Raw genomic sequence first — 16,850 nt, 5'->3', positions numbered from 1 at the left:
ATTTTTATTTTCAAATGTATATAAAATATTTGGAAATTGTATTTTTGATAAGAAAATATTTAAAATGAAGTTAGCTATTACATTCGTTCTTGTTTTAATGTGCTTATCAAGTTGTAATGATGGTAAACAGCCTATTAAAGGTGAAACACAATTTCAAATAGAAATAAATGCTGAATATAAAGATGCCACCTCTTCTCCTTTAAAGGAAGAAGACAGGAAGGAATTTGAGGGCTTGGACTTTTTTGAATATGACCCTACTTATGTCATAGAAGCATTATTTACAAGAACTACTAATGAGCTACCGTTTAAAATGAAAACAACTACTGACCGACTTCCGGAATACGTGAAGTATGGCGTCTTGGATTTCTTTCTTCACGATGAAATTTTTCAATTGAATGTTTATCAAAATCAAGAATTAAAAAAACAGGAAGGTTATGAGAATTATTTGTTTTTGCCTTTTTCTGATGAAACAAATGGTGTTGAAAGTTACGGAGGCGGACGTTACATTGATTTGAGAATTCCGGAAGGCAATACATTAATAATTGATTTTAATTCTGCTTATAATCCTTATTGTGCCTATAATGACAAATATTCTTGTCCTATTGTTCCAAGAGAAAATTATTTAAGAACAAGAATTGAAGCAGGTGTAAAGAAGTTTAAAGATCACTAAATATATTTCACTAAATACAGTCCAAGAAATACAGCTATAAACCCGATAACAAAACTTGCTATCGTGTAAATTGCAAAACTTGTAAAATCACCTGATTTTAAAAAGACATGATTTTCATAAGCAAAAGTAGAAAAGGTAGTAAAACCACCACAAAACCCGGTGGCTAAAAGTACCGTTTGACTTTGTGAAAGCGTACTACTTTTAGCTGCTAGTCCTAGAATAATCCCAATGAGTAAACTCCCTAAAATGTTAGCCAAAAAAGTGCCATAAGGTATTCCGGATGCAGTACTATTTAAATATTTACCAATAACAAACCTAAGGACGCTGCCAAAACCACCACCTATAAAAACAAGAATTGCATGCTTCATTCAATAAAATTTAATTGCTTTCTGTTTTCAAAAATAGGATAAAAATTAAGACGTAATTATTAAAATCAATCTTTTAAAGCAATATAGATTTCTGTTATCCAATCTGCAGGATTCGGAACGTTTGAAGAATCAGTTAAATAAGTTTCCAGCATTGGACCATTTTCATTGAAATTAAAACCACTAGAAGAAATATACGTCATGCTCAAATCCCATGCTTCCTTTAAATTTGCATGATTTCCTTTGAGTGTTGTTTTAAGTGTTTTAAAAGGCTCTAATTGACCAGTTAAAATATCATTTTGGGTGGTTATAACTCTGGAATTTGTAGGTAGGCAACATGAAAATATGACCGCATTATTTTCAATGTCATAAGTATGATAATATATGAAAGGGAATCCGGAAACAGCTATATTATTATTTGAAGCATAATTTTTAATCACTGGAAATAAATCATCAATCTTATTTTTTAAATTATCAATTTTACAGGAAGCGGTGTTGTAAAGGTAATAACCGCCGCTATGTTCTGTAAAACCATTAATTTCAATGCTGTATTTTTTCATATCTGAAACCACCATACTGTCAAGTTTTTCCAGACTGCGCTCATAATGTGGCCCAATTTGTTTTTCCATACCACCCTTAATTACTGTAAACATTTTAAACAGAAAGGGTAAATCATCACCAATAACATTCCATGTGACCTCTGTTGATCCGTCCTCATTTGGTTGAAATTTCCAGTTGATGCTTGATACAGGAAAATCTGAAATTTGCATTTCTTGTTGAATACTGTTAAAAGGTGTGGTTTCAATGGTTTTAATGGTTCCAACCCCATTTTTATCTTCCCAAAAAAAAGCGCCATTAATACCTTTTGTTTGTTCTGATAATGAAATTTTTAAATCAGGATCAGTTTCAGCCCATGAAGACCAAGATTCCCAGTTTTTAAAATCAATAACATTCTTATAAATAACAGCAGAAGGAGCTTCAATTGTTCGTGTTCTCGTCACATCAAAAGAATTTGGTTGAACAGCAATATAAATACAAGAACCAATAGTAAAAATTAGTACTAAAAAAAAGAAATATTTAAATGCTTTCATGGGGACAAATTATTTGAAAAAAAAGAATAAATCAAAGGTAATCAAATTAATTCATTCATTAATAAATTCTTATATTTGTTAGCATAAAAATACATATTTAATAATTAAAAACCGTTAATGAGAATTATTCTACAAAACGTTCGTTATTAATTATGTTTTTTAAGAATAAATTAAAAAATAATAAATAATTATTTAATGAAACTAAAATCAATATTAGGACTGTCATTATTAGCTTTGTTTTTGACATCCTGTGGAAATGAAAAATCTGATAAAATTTCAGAAGATTTAGCTGTAAAAGATAGTATACAGTTTAACTACAATGTTGAGCAATTTGCTGACATTAAAATTTTGCGTTACCAAATTCCCGGTTGGGAGCAACTTACATTAAAAGAACAAAAATTAGCCTACTATTTGACGCAGGCTGGTTTAGCTGGAAGAGATATCATATGGGATCAAAACTACAGATACAATCTAACCATTAGAAAAGCTTTAGAATCTGTTTATAACAATTACCAGGGTGATAAATCCACACCAGAATGGGGTGCTTTTGAAACCTACCTAAAGCGTATTTGGTTTAGTAATGGAATTCATCACCATTACTCAAATGATAAAATTAAACCTGAGTTTTCGGCTGATTATTTAAACCAATTATTGACTGATACCAATACAGTTTTAGAAGGTGAAGCTTTTGAGGTTATTTTTAATGATAAAGATTCAAAAAAAGTAAATCAAGGAAAAGGTGTGGACAACGTATTACTTTCTGCAGTAAATATGTATGGTCCTGACGTCACCAATAATGATGTTATTAATTTTTATAAAAATAAGAAGTCACCCGATGCCTCAAAACCTTTGTCTTTTGGTTTAAATTCTCAATTAGTAAAAGAGAATGGGGTTTTAAAAGAACGTACCTATAAATCAGGAGGTTTATATGGCTCTGCTATCGATGAAATTATCAAATGGTTAGAATTAGCAAAAGGTGTAGCTGAAAATGAGGCCCAGGCCAATGCTTTAGGGTTGCTAGTTAATTATTATAAAACAGGTGATTTACAAATCTGGGACGATTATAATGTGGCCTGGACGTCAGCAACTGCTGGTAATATTGATTATATCAATAGCTTTATTGAAGTGTATAATGATCCGTTAGGCTATACAGGGTCTTATGAAACCATTGTACAAATCAATGATTTTGACATGTCACAAAAAATGAAAGTGGTTTCAGATAATGCGCAGTGGTTTGAAGATAATTCTACTTTGATGGATGAACATAAAAAGGAAAATGTGGTTGGTGTTACTTATAAAGTGGTTAATGTAGCAGGAGAAGCTGGAGATGCCTCGCCAAGTACACCAATAGGGGTTAATTTACCAAATGCCAACTGGATCAGAGCTGCTGTTGGAAGCAAATCGGTTTCTTTAGGTAATATTATTGAGGCTTATAATAATGCGGCTAGTTCAGGTCGTTTAAAAGAATTTGTCAATGATGAAGAGGAACTTCAATTGGAAGAAACCTATGGTCAGGTAGGAGATAAGTTACATACGGCATTACATGAAGTCATTGGTCATGCTTCCGGTAAAATGAATCCTGGAGTTGGAGAGACTAAAGAAACATTAAAAAATTATGCCTCCACTTTGGAAGAAGGCCGCGCTGATTTAGTAGCATTATATTACTTATATGATTCTAAACTGCAAGAATTAGGTTTGGTTGATGACTGGCAAAAAGTTGGGAAAGCAGCTTATGATGGTTACATAAGAAATGGCCTAATAACCCAATTAATCAGATTAAACCTTGGTGATGATGTTGAAGAAGCCCATATGAGAAACAGACAATGGGTATCGGCTTGGGTTTTTGATAAAGGAAAAGCTGATAATGTAATCGAGAAAGTAACACGCGATGGAAAAACTTATTTTAATATCAATGACTATGCAAAACTTCGCGATTTATTTGGTCAATTATTACGTGAAACGCAACGCATAAAATCTGAAGGAGATTATGCTGCTGTTGAACATTTAGTTGAAACTTATGGAGTGAAAGTAGATCAGGTGTTGCATGCTGAAGTATTAGAAAGAAACAAACAATTTACATCAGCTCCTTATTCAGGATTTGTAAATCCGGTTTTAGTTCCAGAAACAAATGATGCTGGAGAAATTTTGGCAATTAAAGTAACTCAACCTGAAACTTTTGCCGGACAAATGATTGACTATGGTAAAAAGTATCATTTTTTACCTGAGGTAAACTAAAAGTTTAAATGAATTAAATAAAAAAACAGAATCTTTAGGGTTCTGTTTTTTTATTTACACTAAACACTAATAGAAGAATATTTACTATTATAAGAACAGTAACTGCTATAACTATATTCATGTTTATTTTGGTTTCTTATTCAATAGATACACCATTATAAAAATGGTTGCGTCAAAAGTTATTAACTAACTATAGAACAGTTAACTTTCTTGTTTTCCCTTAAAAAAAATGTAGTTTAATTTGAATTACTGAGTATTATGGTAATTCAATAAAATGATTGGATTATTTATTTAAATATAAATTTTATAGCGGTAATAAATAAGATAAATGATATAAAAGCAAGAAGAACCCAAATACTTCCGGCATAAAATTGTTTGTGAAGTTTTAAATCTTTTCGGTAAGTAAACCCTATTATAATGGCGAAAACAATAAAAAAGATAATTCCAAAAATGATTTGACCTTTACTAAACATATTCCTATTTTTATGCAAATTTAATTAAAACTAAGTTAATCAATGAAAAATAAAATAGAAGCAGTTAAAGCGTTTCACACAGCATTTAAAATAGGACACAGAGAAACGCCCAAAGCTGATTTGGGATTAGCTAAAAATTTGTTACGTTATAAATTAATGCGTGAAGAAAATGAAGAATATTTAGAAGCTGCCAACAATAATGATCTAGTTGAAGTTGCAGATGCACTGGGTGATTTGTTATATATTTTATGTGGTACTATTATTGAACATGGATTACAATATAAAATAGAAGAAGTGTTTGAAGAAATACAACGTAGTAATATGAGTAAACTTGGTGAAAATGGTGAGCCAGTTTATAGAGAAGATGGAAAAGTTTTAAAAGGCCCCAATTATTTTAAGCCTAACATTGAAGCAATATTAGATAAATAAAAAAAGGCAGCTATTTGGCTGCCTTTTTTTATTTATGATTATATTATTATTCAACTTTAAAACGCCATCCAAAAGGATCTTCACATTTGTTGGTTTGAATATCAGTAATACGTTTTTTCATTAAACTTGCATAGGTGTTTTCTAATTCTGGTATATCAAAATCTTCTCCGTGATAACCAAAACCTGAAATAGGAGAGATGACCGCAGCAGTTCCTGCTCCAAACATTTCTTTTAAAGAGCCGTTTTTAGCCGCTGCTACCACTTCATGAACTGAAATTTTTCTTACTTCAACGGCTATGCCTTCCGCTTTTGCTAATTCAATAATACTTTTTCGGGTAATACCATCTAAAATACGGTCACTTGTTGGACCTGTTATTAAGGTATCATTAATTCTGATAAAAATATTCATGGCGCCTGCTTCCTCAATATATTCATGCGTATTATCATCGGTCCAGATAACTTGTTGATAGCCTTTTTCTACAGCTAATTGCGTTGGGTAAAATTGCCCGGCATAGTTACCGCCAGCTTTTGCAAATCCCACGCCACCATTGGCAGAACGAGAATAGGTTTCTTCAATTAAAACTTTTACTTTTCCTGCAAAGTAAGCACCAGAGGGTGCACAAGCAATGATAAATTTATACTCATTGGCTGGCGACGCATGGAACCCTTTACCGGTGGCAAAAATAAATGGTCTGATATATAAAGAACTCCCCTCTTTTTTAGGAATCCATTCACTATCCAGTTTTAATAAAGTTTTTAGACCTTCCATAAAATAGCTTTCCGGAACTTCAGGGATCGCTAATCGTTTAGATGAAATATTTAATCGTTTCCAATTGTCTAACGGTCTGAATAAATAAATATCATTTTTAGCATCTTTATAGGCTTTCATGCCTTCAAAAACGGACTGGCCGTAATGAAAAATTTTAGCAGACGGATCTAAAGTAATTGGTTGATAGGGTACCACCTTTGGTGCTTGCCACTTACCATCTTTATAATTGCATTCCAACATGTGGTCTGAAAATGTACTACCAAAACTCAAATGATCAAAATCTACATCATGTATTTTTGTTTTTTTCGCTTTTATTACTTCTATGTCGCTCACTGCTGTATTCATTAGTATTCTTTTTGAAGAAATCACTCTTTATATAGTGCATTCTTAATTCATACAAATTTACATAAATAAGAGTTTATAAAAAAAGTATAATTTGGCAAAAATAGGTATCTTTAATAACTTAAAAATGATAATTAAAAATCACACTTAGTCATGAAAAAAATTTTCACTTTAATTTTATTTATAAGTGTTTTATTTTCTTGTAAGAATGAAAACAAAACATCTGAAACTACTATGGAAAATATTGCTGAAACGCAATACAAATCTTTTGGGAAGTCAATAATTCCTGATGATGCCATAATGGCTCAATCAATGTCTGAACATTATAAAACAATGAGTTTAGGAGATAGTATTAATTCAAAAATGATTGCTAAAGTTGATGAAGTTTGTCAGGCTAAAGGTTGTTGGATGAAAGTAGATTTAGGAAATAATGAGCAAGTCATGGTGAAATTTAAAGATTACGGATTCTTTATGCCAAAAAATATTGCTGGAGAAGAAGTCATAATAAACGGAGTAGCCTATGTTGAAGAAGTTTCAGTTGAAGAGCAACGTCACTATGCTGAAGATGCTGGTTTAACTGAGGAGGAAATTGCAGCTATTATTGAACCAAAAAAGACACTTTCATTTTTAGCTGATGGCGTTTTATTAAAAGAAAAGTAAAAAGTGAAATTTTTTTTATGGGTAGCTTTAGTAGTGTTTTTCTCTGGCTGTAATAATTCCGAAAAGGAAAATACAGAAATAAATGGAGACATTGTTTATGATATGTACAAACCATCAGAGATGTCCATACTCATGAATGAAATGTATGATTATAACTTGAAAATAAAGCAAGAGATTTTAGAAGGTAAAACACCTGTCAATTTCCCTACAAATTTCTTAAATATTTATACCGCTGAATTATCAGAATTTAAATCGCGTAATGAAACGTTTCAAGCATATTCTTCGCTTTTTGTAGAAAATCAAAAAGAAATATGTAATACAGATGCCCATTCAGATATTTCTGAACGTTATAATAATGCTATTAATTTATGTATCTCTTGTCATAAAACAGAATGTACAGGACCCATACCTAAAATTAAAAAGTTACTCATTAATTAGTTTGAAACGAAACATAATAACCACAGCAGATGGTTCAAAAACCATTCAAATCGAGGAATGGAATGAACAATATCATTCTGTCCATGGGGCCATACAAGAAGCAAAACATGTATTTATAAAACATGGATTGTTTTTTTTTAAAGAAATGCACCCAAAAATACAGCCTATTCATATTCTTGAAATAGGTTTTGGTACCGGACTTAATGCTTATTTAACTCTCTTAAAATCTTCTGAAACACAAACTAAAATTGAATATGTAGGTGTTGAAGCGTTCCCGGTTATTGCAGAAGAAATAAATCAGCTTAATTATGTTGAAGAGCTCAAAACTGATGAAAAATTGTTTTCTAAACTGCACGATACCTCATGGGAAACAGATCAGGATATTACAGGTGATTTCAAATTAACCAAACAAAAAAAAGAGTTTAAAAACATTAATGACACCAATATTTTCAATATTATTTATTTTGATGCTTTTGGAGCCCGAGTACAACCAGAATTATGGACTGAAACTATATTTCAAAAAATGTATGACGCTTTACAAGTAGAAGGTGTTTTAGTAACCTATGCTGCCAAAGGAAGCGTTCGCAGAGCCATGCAAGCGGTTGGATTTAAAGTTGAAAAATTACCAGGACCACCGGGTAAGCGTGAGATGCTTCGCGGAATAAAACTTTTTATATAACTAAAAGGCTATTAATATATAGTATTAACTTTTGTTAAACCTAACATAAATCTAATTTGATTTACTGTATCATTTTGTAATTTTATTCAAAAAATAAAATGCGTGTATTAATTACCGGAGCTACTGGGTTAATTGGAAAGGAAATTGTTAAGCTTTGTCACAAGAAAAATATTGGCGTAAATTATTTAACTACGAGTAAATCTAAAATTTCAAATAAGGCAGACTATCAAGGTTTTTACTGGAATCCAAAGACAAAAGAGATTGATATTCAGTGTTTTAAAGAGGTTGACGTGATTATTCATTTAGCCGGTACGACGGTTTCAAAACGATGGACTTCAGAATATAAAAAGGAGATTTTATCAAGTAGATTAGAAACCACACAACTGCTGGTAAATTCTATAAAAAATAATAAAAATCAAGTAAAACAGGTCATTGCGGCTAGTGCTATTGGTATTTATCCGGATTCCTTATCCAATTATTATGAAGAAGTTGATTCAGAAGGGGATGCTAGTTTTTTAAGTGAAGTGGTAAAAAAATGGGAAGCGGCTATTGATACTTTTTCTGAGTTAAATATAAGGGTAGCTAAAATAAGAATTGGATTGGTGTTATCTGATAAAGGTGGCGCATTACCAGAATTAAGCAAACCTATAAAGTTGGGGTTAGGAGCTGCTTTTGGTTCTGGTAGATCGTGGCAGTCCTGGATTCATATTAAAGACTTAGCCGGACTATTTATGTATGTAATGAATAATAATTTAGAGGGTGCGTTTAACGCGGTTGCTCCAAATCCGGTTACTAATCTTGATCTTACCAAATTATGCGCAAAGGTTTTAAACAGGCCTTTATGGTTGCCTAATATTCCTAAGGTTTTTATGAAATTGGTTTTAGGGGACATGCATACCTTATTATTTTTAAGTCAGCGTGTGAGTTCAAAAAAAATTGAAGAGGCAGGATTTAGCTTCAAGTACCATCATTTAGAACCTGCTTTAGAAGACTTATTGAAATAGTTTTATGGAGGCGTTTTCAAATTTTTTAAATGGCATTAGTTCAAAAGGTATTCATGTCTTTGATAAAACAATTCCGTTTTCAAAATATGTTCCTCTTGATTTATCAATTGATAATGAATTATTAAAAGCCATAGATGTGTCATCAACAACCGCTTTAGGTAGTTTTGTCAATGCTCATATTAAAAACTATCAGGGCTTGGTTGCTTTTGGTGGTTATAATGAAACGAGAAATATTTACCAGAGAAGTACTCATTTTAATAAATCAGAAGCTGATAATGAAAGGAATATCCATTTGGGTGTTGATTTATGGGCGCCAGCTACTACAGCAGTTTATGTGCCTTTAGATGCTACCGTACATAGTTTTAAAAATAATACACATTTTGGTGATTATGGTCCAACTATTATTTTGAAACACAATCTAAAAGGGCAAATTTTTTATACACTTTATGGACATTTAAGTTTAAAATCTATTGCCGGTTTAAAAGTAGGTATGGCTTTTAAACAAGGGGATCATCTTGGTGATTTAGGGGATGCTCACATAAATGGTGATTATCCACCTCATTTACATTTTCAAATTATTAAAGATATTCAAAACTATCAGGGTGATTATCCAGGGGTTTGCAGTAAAAAAGACTTGAATTTTTATTTAAACAATTGCCCAGATCCCAATACTTTATTAAAATTAAGTAACATTCTATTTAATTGAGTTACAATAATGATCTAATTTTTATCAGATTTTGACTATAACTAGGACAATTTTTTGGTGATATTTAAAAGAAATAGTATCGTATAAATTGAGACTGACTTAAATCAGTGCATATAAAATTAACATCCGTTATTTTAGATTGACTTAAGGTTTATAAGCTGTATTGACTTAAGGAATAAAAAGTTATCATGACTTCATTTGACTAATAATAGCACAATACAGTTTGTATAAACTTCTATTATTAACCAAAAATTTATGATATGAAAAAATTAAAATTAGTATTAATCAGCGTTTTGTCATTATTAAGTCTTGCAGCATGCGAGATTGAATCTATTGAAGCAGATTTAATTAGCGAACAGTCAACAGATCTCACTTCTAAGAAAGTTGAGAAGAGTGAAGAAGTTTATAAAAGTAAATTACAAAATAGGGTGATAAATAGTGATGCCCTAAGGGGTAATTTTGTGGGTAACACTTTTACAAGGAAGCTGCAAATTTATACACCTCCAGGCTACAAAAAAAATGGTCCTCAGCAATATCCAGTGGTATATTTGCTACATGGATTTCCATTTTCTGAAAAAGCATTTATTGATATAAAAACCTGGGATGATTGGATTACCCCTTACCTTTGGACTCAAGAATATCCCGATTTCCCTGAAGAAGGATTTAGACTTTGGATTGATAACCTTATAGCTGATGGCAACATTGAACCGATGATTATTGTTATGCCTAATGCAGAGACAGAGCCATATGGTTTTAGTTTTTACACAAATTCAATCCTTAACGGAAACTTTGAAAATTTTATTGTAAACGATCTCGTAAACTACATGGATAAAAATTATAATACTATTCCTGATGCTTCAGGAAGAGCGGTTATAGGGCATTCTCAAGGTGGTTATGCAGCGTTTAAAATTGGTTTACTACATTCTGATGTTTTTAGCACTATAGCGAGTCACAGTGGTCTATTATTTGTCGATGCCTTATTTACAATGGGTCCAGTACTTGAACAAGAAAATCCTGATGGTTTTACAGGTCCAGACCCGAGAAAATTTTTTACTAGTGCTGGGTATGCAATGAGTGCCGCTTGGTCACCAAACCTAAACAATCCTCCTTATTTTGTAGACCTTCCTTTTGTTTTCAATAATGAAGGTCATATAGAGCTTGTTCCCGAAGTTGTAAACCTTTGGCACCAAAATGATGTATATAGCCTATTAGAAGAATTGTACCTTGATAATTTTGATTTTAATTCCTTAAACGGAATCTATTTGGATGTTGGACTTCTTGATGAAATTGGAACTCAACAAGCTCATGTACCAGTCATAAATAGGTTAAATGAATATACAATCGATCACACATTTGAAACTTACGAAGGTGGTCATCATACACATATGTTTGCAAGATTAGCTACTTCATTAAAATTTTGTTCAAGCATTATGAAGTAGATGATATTGACGTGGTAATTGAAACTATTGACAATCTTATTTTTAAAGGAAAATTTAAATAATATCGTTTGCCAATAGTTTTTTTGTTAATTCTGACAGTTGGTTTTGTTAATTACCTACAATATTTTATGACGGATTGTTATAATGATTTATATCAGCATTTAAATCAAGTTATTCTTCTTTATTCACAAAATCAAGTCTAAAATTTGTAATTATTTCGCTAAAAAAATTAAAAAAGCCTTGACAGATTATCTGTCAAGGCTTTTTTTTACTGTCAATAAAATTTTAGTCTTCAACTAAAACCCATTCCCCTTTGTTAATTAAAGGTTCGGCTTGTTTGTATTTTACGGTTTTATTTTCTCCACTCATCACATGCTTTATAGTAACACGGTCATTACGGCCAATTTTAGGATGGTCCCTAACAATAGTTTCAACCACCTCAGGTTGACGTTGGGTGTTCCCGGCCGCCCTGCTTTGTGCAGAACGTTCGTCCATATTAGGAATTTCGTCTTTTTGAGTTTGTAATTTTTCCTGCTTTCTAACTCTTGCTTCCTGAATAGTATTTTGAGTTTCAGTAGGTAATTCCCCTTTGAACAAGAAAGAAATAACCTCTTTATTTACCTGATCAATCATGGCTTTGAATAATTCAAAAGCTTCAAATTTGTAAATTAATAAAGGGTCTTTTTGTTCATGAACTGCTAATTGAACAGATTGCTTTAACTCATCCATTTTACGTAAATGGGTTTTCCAAGCATCATCAATGATAGCAAGCGCAATGTTCTTCTCAAAATCTGTAATTAACTGTTTTCCCTTAGTTTCATAGGCTTTTTCAAGATCAGTAACTACTTGTAAGGTTTTAATACCATCTGTAAATGGCACCACGATTCTTTTGAATTTATCGCGCTGTGTTTCATACACATTTTTAATGACAGGAAAGGCAATATCTGCATTGCGAGTCATTTTATCTTTGTAATGATCAAAAGCTGCCTTATAAACTTTAGAAGTGATTTCTTGTGCAGTTAACTTTCCAAAATCAGTATCAGATATAGGTGAAGGCATTGAAAAATATCTGATTAATTCAAATTCGAAGTTTTTAAAATCATTGGCCCCTTTGTTAGCTTCTGCAATGATTTCAGTAGTATCAAAAATCATATTGGCTAAGTCTACTCTTAAACGTTCACCATGCAATGCATGACGCCGACGTTTATAAACAACTTCACGTTGCGCATTCATAACATCATCATATTCTAACAAACGCTTACGCACCCCAAAGTTGTTTTCCTCCACTTTTTTCTGTGCACGCTCAATAGATTTAGAAATCATGGAATGCTGAATGACTTCACCTTCTTTTAAGCCCATTCTATCCATCATCTTAGCAATACGCTCGCTACCAAATAAACGCATTAAATTGTCTTCAAGAGACACATAAAACTGAGAACTACCCGGATCTCCCTGACGACCGGCACGACCACGTAACTGTCTGTCAACACGACGAGAATCATGACGTTCTGTACCAACAATGGCCAAACCACCAGCTTTTTTAACTTCTTCAGATAATTTAATATCCGTCCCACGACCAGCCATGTTCGTTGCAATAGTCACCTGGCCAGGTTGACCAGCTTCAGCAACAATGTCGGCTTCTTTTTTATGCATTTTAGCATTTAATACGTTGTGAGGTATTTTTCTAATGGTTAACATTTTCCCCAATAACTCACTAATTTCAACGGAGGTAGTTCCAATTAATACAGGGCGACCTGCTTCTGATAATCGTGTTACTTCTTCAATAACCGCATTGTATTTTTCACGTTTCGTTTTATAAACTAAATCTTCACGGTCATCACGAACAATAGGTCTGTTGGTTGGAATTTCAACCACATCTAACTTATATATTTCCCAAAACTCTCCTGCTTCAGTAACCGCAGTTCCTGTCATACCAGATAGTTTTTTGTACATTCTAAAGTAGTTCTGAAGCGTCACTGTAGCGAAGGTTTGCGTGGCATCTTCAATTTTCACGTTTTCTTTAGCTTCAATGGCCTGGTGTAACCCATCACTATATCTACGACCATCCATAATACGTCCGGTCTGCTCATCAACAATCATGACTTTATTGTCTATCACTACATACTGAATATCTTTTTCAAATAGGGCATAAGCCTTTAATAACTGATTCAAGGTATGAATACGTTCAGATTTTACTCCAAAATCTTTGAATAATACTTCTTTCAATCTGGCTTCTTCTTCAAGTGGTAATCCTTGGTTTTCAATTTTTGCAATTTCTAATCCAATTTCAGGCATTACAAAAAAGTCTGGATTATCTGAGCCAGAAAGATATTCAACCCCTTTATCAGTTAATTCAATTTGATTGTTTTTTTCGTCAATTACATAATATAATTCCTCATCAACCTTAGGCATTTCGCGGTTGTTATCCTGCATGTAAAAGTTTTCAGTTTTTTGAAGCAATTGTTTAACACCTTCTTCACTTAAAAATTTTATTAGGGCTTTGTTTTTTGGAATACCTCTGTAAACACGCAATAATTTTAAACCACCTTCTTTGGTATCACCATCATTAATTAATTTTTTTGCTTCCGCTAAAACACTGGTTAAATATTTGCGCTGTACGGCAACAATATCATCTACTTTTGGTTTTAGCTCATTAAACTCATGGCGTTCACCTTGAGGAATGGGACCTGATATAATTAATGGGGTACGGGCATCATCTACTAATACCGAATCCACCTCATCAACAATGGCATAATGATGTGGACGTTGTACTAAATCATTTGGCGAATGCGCCATATTATCGCGTAAATAATCAAAGCCAAATTCATTATTGGTTCCATAAGTGATATCGGCGTTATAGGCTTTTTTACGGGCATCAGAATTTGGCTGGTGATGATCAATACAATCAACACTTAAACCATGAAATTCAAAAATAGGTGCCATCCAGGCACTATCACGTTTGGCCAGATAGTCATTCACCGTTACTAAGTGAACCCCTTTTCCAGTCAATGCATTTAAATATACAGGAAGTGTTGCAACTAACGTTTTTCCTTCACCGGTTTGCATTTCAGCAATCTTACCTTCATGCAAAGCAATACCTCCAATAAGTTGTACATCATAAGGGATCATGTCCCAGGTAATAGGTTTACCGGCAGCGTCCCAAGAATTTGACCATATCGCATGGTCATTGTCAAGGGTGACATACCCTTTACTTCCAGATATTTCTCTATCAAAAGTATTGGCAGTAACTTTTATTTCTGTGTTGTTAACAAAACGCTTGGCGGTTTCTTTGACTACGGCAAAAGCTTCTGGTAAAATAGTATTTAAAACCTCCTGAGTAACTAAGTAGGCTTCATCATTAAGTTTATCAATATCCAGATATATATCTTCCCGTGCATCAATATCATCTGTAGCTTCTGCCTCGGTTAAGAGCGTTTCTATTTTTTCATTGATAGCCTTATTTGCTTCAGCGATGGCTGCTTTAAATTCTAAGGTTTTAGCTCGCAATTCATCATGCGATAAAGCTTCTAAAGCCGTTTCAAAGGTTTTTATTTTATTTACAAGAGGTGTGATGGCTTTGACATCTTGTTTTGACTTATCGCCAACAAATACTTTAAGTACTGAATTTAAAAAACTCATGGATAATATATTTTATTTTTAATTTAGGAATCACCTAAATAATATTTTAATTTTTTGTTGCTTTCAAAAAGCAGTCAAAGATACATTTTGTTATGCTGTTTTGTAAAAAATAGCGCATAAAAAAAGTCTCTTATCGAGACTTTTTAACTTTTCTTTATGCTTTATTAATATTCATCTTCATTCCAAAGATAATCATCATCAGTTGGGTAATCAGACCAAATTTCTTCAATTGAATCATAAGAGTCTCCTTCATCTTCTATAGATTGTAAATTTTCAACAACTTCTAGCGGAGCTCCAGTTCTAATAGCGTAATCTATTAACTCGTCTTTAGTTGCTGGCCAAGGTGCATCACTTAAATAAGATGCTAATTCTAATGTCCAATACATGGTATAAGTGTTTAAATTTTTTGCAAAAATAATTTTTTAGTTTAAACAGACAAGGAAAAATTGAATTATTTAATTATTATTTTTAAGAACGTATTTTTTAATTACAAATTTTTGAATTTAAAATGATGATAAACTGAGTAAAATCTATTTTTTTAAGGATCTAATGTTTCTCAGGAATCCATTTAATTTCATTTGCTTGTAAATCATTTGACAACTTCCGTGCCAATACAAAAAGGTAGTCAGAAAGACGGTTTAAATACATTAGGGTGTGGCCGTCTACAGGAGAAATGTCATTAAGCGCGGTTGCCAAACGTTCTGCTCTTCTGCAAACACAGCGTGCAATGTGACAGAATGACACGGTTTGATGGCCGCCAGGTAAAACAAAGTGAGTCATTGGTGGCAATACTTCATTCATAGTATCCATTTCTTGTTCTAAGCGTTCAATATCCTGAATAGAAATTTTTGGAATATTCAGGCGTTCTTTTCCGTTTTTTAAAATATTTTTTTCAGGATCAGTTGCTAAAATGGCTCCAACAGTAAATAATCTGTCTTGAATATGAATAAGTAAGTCTTTATAATGTGGATTGATATCTTGATCGCGAATGAGACCCAAGTGTGAATTTAATTCATCAACGGTTCCATAACTTTCAATACGAATATGGTGTTTAGGGACTCTTGTGCCTCCAAATAATGCGGTTGTGCCTTTGTCTCCTGTCTTTGTGTAGATTTTCATTTTATAAAAGTAAAGGTAAAATGGTAAAAGCTAAAAAAATTATGATAATTTTAATTACTACGGTTACTAGTTCATTGTATCACTGCTAATCATACCGTCAATTAATCTGATAATTCTTTTGGCACGGGCTGCAACATCTTCTTCATGAGTTACCACAATAACAGTATTACCTTTCTTATGTATATCTTCAAATAAATTTAATATCTCTAAAGAGGTTTTTGAATCTAAATTTCCGGTAGGTTCATCAGCTAAGATGATGGAAGGGTTATTTATTAAAGCGCGACCTACAGCTACACGCTGTCTTTGACCTCCCGAAAGTTGATTCGGTTTATGATCCATACGGTCTGACAATCCTACATCTTTAAGTACTTCTATAGCGCGCTTTGTGCGTTCACTTTTTGAAAAACCAGCATAAACCATAGGTAAAGCTACATTGTCAAGAGCCGTGGTTCTTGGCAATAAATTAAAGGTTTGAAACACAAACCCTATCTCTTTGTTTCTGATCTCTGCTAATTCATCGTCAGACATTTTACTGACGTCTTTACCGTTTAAAATATAAGTACCTGCAGTTGCGGTGTCCAGACAGCCTATAATATTCATAAGAGTGGATTTACCTGATCCTGACGGACCCATAATGGCAACGTATTCTCCACGTTCAATATCTAAATCAATACCCTTTAATACGTTAACAATTTCCTGACCTAATTTAAAGTCACGAATAATGTTTCTGATTTTAATAACCTTACTCATAAAATGAATTCTATGTTATTTGACGCATATACCACTTTCTTG

The 16,850-nt window shown here is 32.6% G+C and carries 16 protein-coding genes; 9 read left to right on the top strand and 7 right to left on the bottom strand.

Translation table 11 applies throughout. The features are described from left to right. Nucleotides 1-64: 64 nt before the first annotated feature. Nucleotides 65-670, top strand: a complete 606-nt coding sequence (locus V8G56_RS13065) for a DUF1684 domain-containing protein (protein WP_395438897.1) — start codon at nt 65-67, stop codon at nt 668-670. On the opposite strand, the gene crcB is transcribed toward V8G56_RS13065, so the two are convergent. Both crcB and V8G56_RS13055 read right to left on the bottom strand, forming a co-directional pair. Further along, entirely contained in the window at nt 667-1,038 is a 372-nt protein-coding gene (gene crcB, locus V8G56_RS13060; RefSeq protein ID WP_395438896.1) for a fluoride efflux transporter CrcB, read from the bottom strand. The two genes, V8G56_RS13065 and crcB, sit on opposite strands and share 4 nt — an antisense overlap. A gap of 65 nt (nt 1,039-1,103) precedes the next feature. Further along, nucleotides 1,104-2,126, bottom strand: a complete 1,023-nt coding sequence (locus tag V8G56_RS13055) for an SRPBCC family protein (protein ID WP_395438895.1) — start codon at nt 2,124-2,126, stop codon at nt 1,104-1,106. Between the two features lie 195 nt (nt 2,127-2,321). Here V8G56_RS13055 and V8G56_RS13050 point away from each other — a divergent pair, with 195 nt between their 5' ends. Beyond that, the gene (locus tag V8G56_RS13050) at nt 2,322-4,361 is read left to right on the top strand and encodes a dipeptidyl-peptidase 3 family protein (protein WP_395438894.1); all 2,040 of its coding nucleotides are present in this window, start codon (nt 2,322-2,324) and stop codon (nt 4,359-4,361) included. Between the two features lie 515 nt (nt 4,362-4,876). Beyond that, entirely contained in the window at nt 4,877-5,263 is a 387-nt protein-coding gene (locus V8G56_RS13045; RefSeq protein WP_395438893.1) for a pyrophosphohydrolase domain-containing protein, read from the top strand. 46 nt (nt 5,264-5,309) lie between these two features. On the opposite strand, the gene V8G56_RS13040 is transcribed toward V8G56_RS13045, so the two are convergent. Then, nucleotides 5,310-6,377 (bottom strand): branched-chain amino acid aminotransferase, encoded by a 1,068-nt coding sequence (locus tag V8G56_RS13040; protein WP_395438892.1) that lies wholly within the window; start codon nt 6,375-6,377, stop codon nt 5,310-5,312. Nucleotides 6,378-6,527: 150 nt separating this feature from the next. Here V8G56_RS13040 and V8G56_RS13035 point away from each other — a divergent pair, with 150 nt between their 5' ends. From V8G56_RS13035 to V8G56_RS13010, 6 genes are all read left to right on the top strand, one after another. Further along, the gene (locus tag V8G56_RS13035) at nt 6,528-7,034 is read left to right on the top strand and encodes a DUF4920 domain-containing protein (RefSeq protein ID WP_395438891.1); all 507 of its coding nucleotides are present in this window, start codon (nt 6,528-6,530) and stop codon (nt 7,032-7,034) included. Between the two features lie 3 nt (nt 7,035-7,037). After that, complete coding sequence (locus tag V8G56_RS13030; RefSeq protein WP_395438890.1) at nt 7,038-7,472, top strand: hypothetical protein; 435 nt, start codon at nt 7,038-7,040, stop codon at nt 7,470-7,472. 1 nt (nt 7,473) lies between these two features. Further along, a complete protein-coding gene (gene mnmD / locus V8G56_RS13025; protein WP_395438889.1) occupies nt 7,474-8,151 on the top strand; it encodes a tRNA (5-methylaminomethyl-2-thiouridine)(34)-methyltransferase MnmD in 678 nt (225 codons plus the stop codon). Nucleotides 8,152-8,249: 98 nt separating this feature from the next. After that, nucleotides 8,250-9,155, top strand: a complete 906-nt coding sequence (locus tag V8G56_RS13020) for a TIGR01777 family oxidoreductase (protein WP_395438888.1) — start codon at nt 8,250-8,252, stop codon at nt 9,153-9,155. Between the two features lie 4 nt (nt 9,156-9,159). Further along, nucleotides 9,160-9,861, top strand: coding sequence for a peptidoglycan DD-metalloendopeptidase family protein (locus tag V8G56_RS13015; RefSeq protein WP_395438887.1), 702 nt, complete (start codon nt 9,160-9,162; stop codon nt 9,859-9,861). A 293-nt stretch (nt 9,862-10,154) separates the two neighbouring features. Beyond that, a complete protein-coding gene (locus tag V8G56_RS13010; RefSeq protein WP_395438886.1) occupies nt 10,155-11,300 on the top strand; it encodes an alpha/beta hydrolase in 1,146 nt (381 codons plus the stop codon). A 285-nt stretch (nt 11,301-11,585) separates the two neighbouring features. Here V8G56_RS13010 and secA read toward each other — a convergent pair whose 3' ends face one another. From secA to V8G56_RS12990, 4 genes are all read right to left on the bottom strand, one after another. Next, nucleotides 11,586-14,939 carry a preprotein translocase subunit SecA gene (secA, locus tag V8G56_RS13005; protein ID WP_395438885.1) on the bottom strand — a complete coding sequence of 1,118 codons (3,354 nt, stop codon included), beginning with the start codon at nt 14,937-14,939 and terminating at the stop codon, nt 11,586-11,588. A 164-nt stretch (nt 14,940-15,103) separates the two neighbouring features. After that, nucleotides 15,104-15,325, bottom strand: coding sequence for a DUF2795 domain-containing protein (locus V8G56_RS13000; RefSeq protein WP_166963690.1), 222 nt, complete (start codon nt 15,323-15,325; stop codon nt 15,104-15,106). A gap of 160 nt (nt 15,326-15,485) precedes the next feature. Continuing rightward, nucleotides 15,486-16,058, bottom strand: a complete 573-nt coding sequence (locus V8G56_RS12995; protein ID WP_395438884.1) for a cob(I)yrinic acid a,c-diamide adenosyltransferase — start codon at nt 16,056-16,058, stop codon at nt 15,486-15,488. Nucleotides 16,059-16,124: 66 nt separating this feature from the next. Next, the gene (locus tag V8G56_RS12990; protein WP_395438883.1) at nt 16,125-16,808 is read right to left on the bottom strand and encodes an ABC transporter ATP-binding protein; all 684 of its coding nucleotides are present in this window, start codon (nt 16,806-16,808) and stop codon (nt 16,125-16,127) included. Nucleotides 16,809-16,850: the final 42 nt, after the last annotated feature.

Origin of the sequence: Gaetbulibacter aquiaggeris, from assembly GCF_044003965.1 — a bacterium.
In the GTDB taxonomy this organism is placed as follows: Bacteria; Bacteroidota; Bacteroidia; order Flavobacteriales; family Flavobacteriaceae; genus Yeosuana; species Yeosuana aquiaggeris.
This window is presented reverse-complemented; position numbering and strand designations above follow the sequence as displayed.

Excerpts from the sequence above, each read along its gene's own strand:
- V8G56_RS13065 (WP_395438897.1), top strand. The coding sequence starts at position 65 with ATGAAGTTAGCTATTACATTCGTTCTTGTTTTAATGTGCTTATCAAGT.
- crcB (WP_395438896.1), bottom strand. The coding sequence starts at position 1,038 with ATGAAGCATGCAATTCTTGTTTTTATAGGTGGTGGTTTTGGCAGCGTC.
- V8G56_RS13055 (WP_395438895.1), bottom strand. The coding sequence starts at position 2,126 with ATGAAAGCATTTAAATATTTCTTTTTTTTAGTACTAATTTTTACTATT.
- V8G56_RS13050 (WP_395438894.1), top strand. The coding sequence starts at position 2,322 with ATGAAACTAAAATCAATATTAGGACTGTCATTATTAGCTTTGTTTTTG.
- V8G56_RS13045 (WP_395438893.1), top strand. The coding sequence starts at position 4,877 with ATGAAAAATAAAATAGAAGCAGTTAAAGCGTTTCACACAGCATTTAAA.
- V8G56_RS13040 (WP_395438892.1), bottom strand. The coding sequence starts at position 6,377 with ATGAATACAGCAGTGAGCGACATAGAAGTAATAAAAGCGAAAAAAACA.
- V8G56_RS13035 (WP_395438891.1), top strand. The coding sequence starts at position 6,528 with ATGAAAAAAATTTTCACTTTAATTTTATTTATAAGTGTTTTATTTTCT.
- V8G56_RS13020 (WP_395438888.1), top strand. The coding sequence starts at position 8,250 with ATGCGTGTATTAATTACCGGAGCTACTGGGTTAATTGGAAAGGAAATT.
- V8G56_RS13015 (WP_395438887.1), top strand. The coding sequence starts at position 9,160 with ATGGAGGCGTTTTCAAATTTTTTAAATGGCATTAGTTCAAAAGGTATT.
- secA (WP_395438885.1), bottom strand. The coding sequence starts at position 14,939 with ATGAGTTTTTTAAATTCAGTACTTAAAGTATTTGTTGGCGATAAGTCA.
- V8G56_RS13000 (WP_166963690.1), bottom strand. The coding sequence starts at position 15,325 with ATGTATTGGACATTAGAATTAGCATCTTATTTAAGTGATGCACCTTGG.
- V8G56_RS12995 (WP_395438884.1), bottom strand. The coding sequence starts at position 16,058 with ATGAAAATCTACACAAAGACAGGAGACAAAGGCACAACCGCATTATTT.
- V8G56_RS12990 (WP_395438883.1), bottom strand. The coding sequence starts at position 16,808 with ATGAGTAAGGTTATTAAAATCAGAAACATTATTCGTGACTTTAAATTA.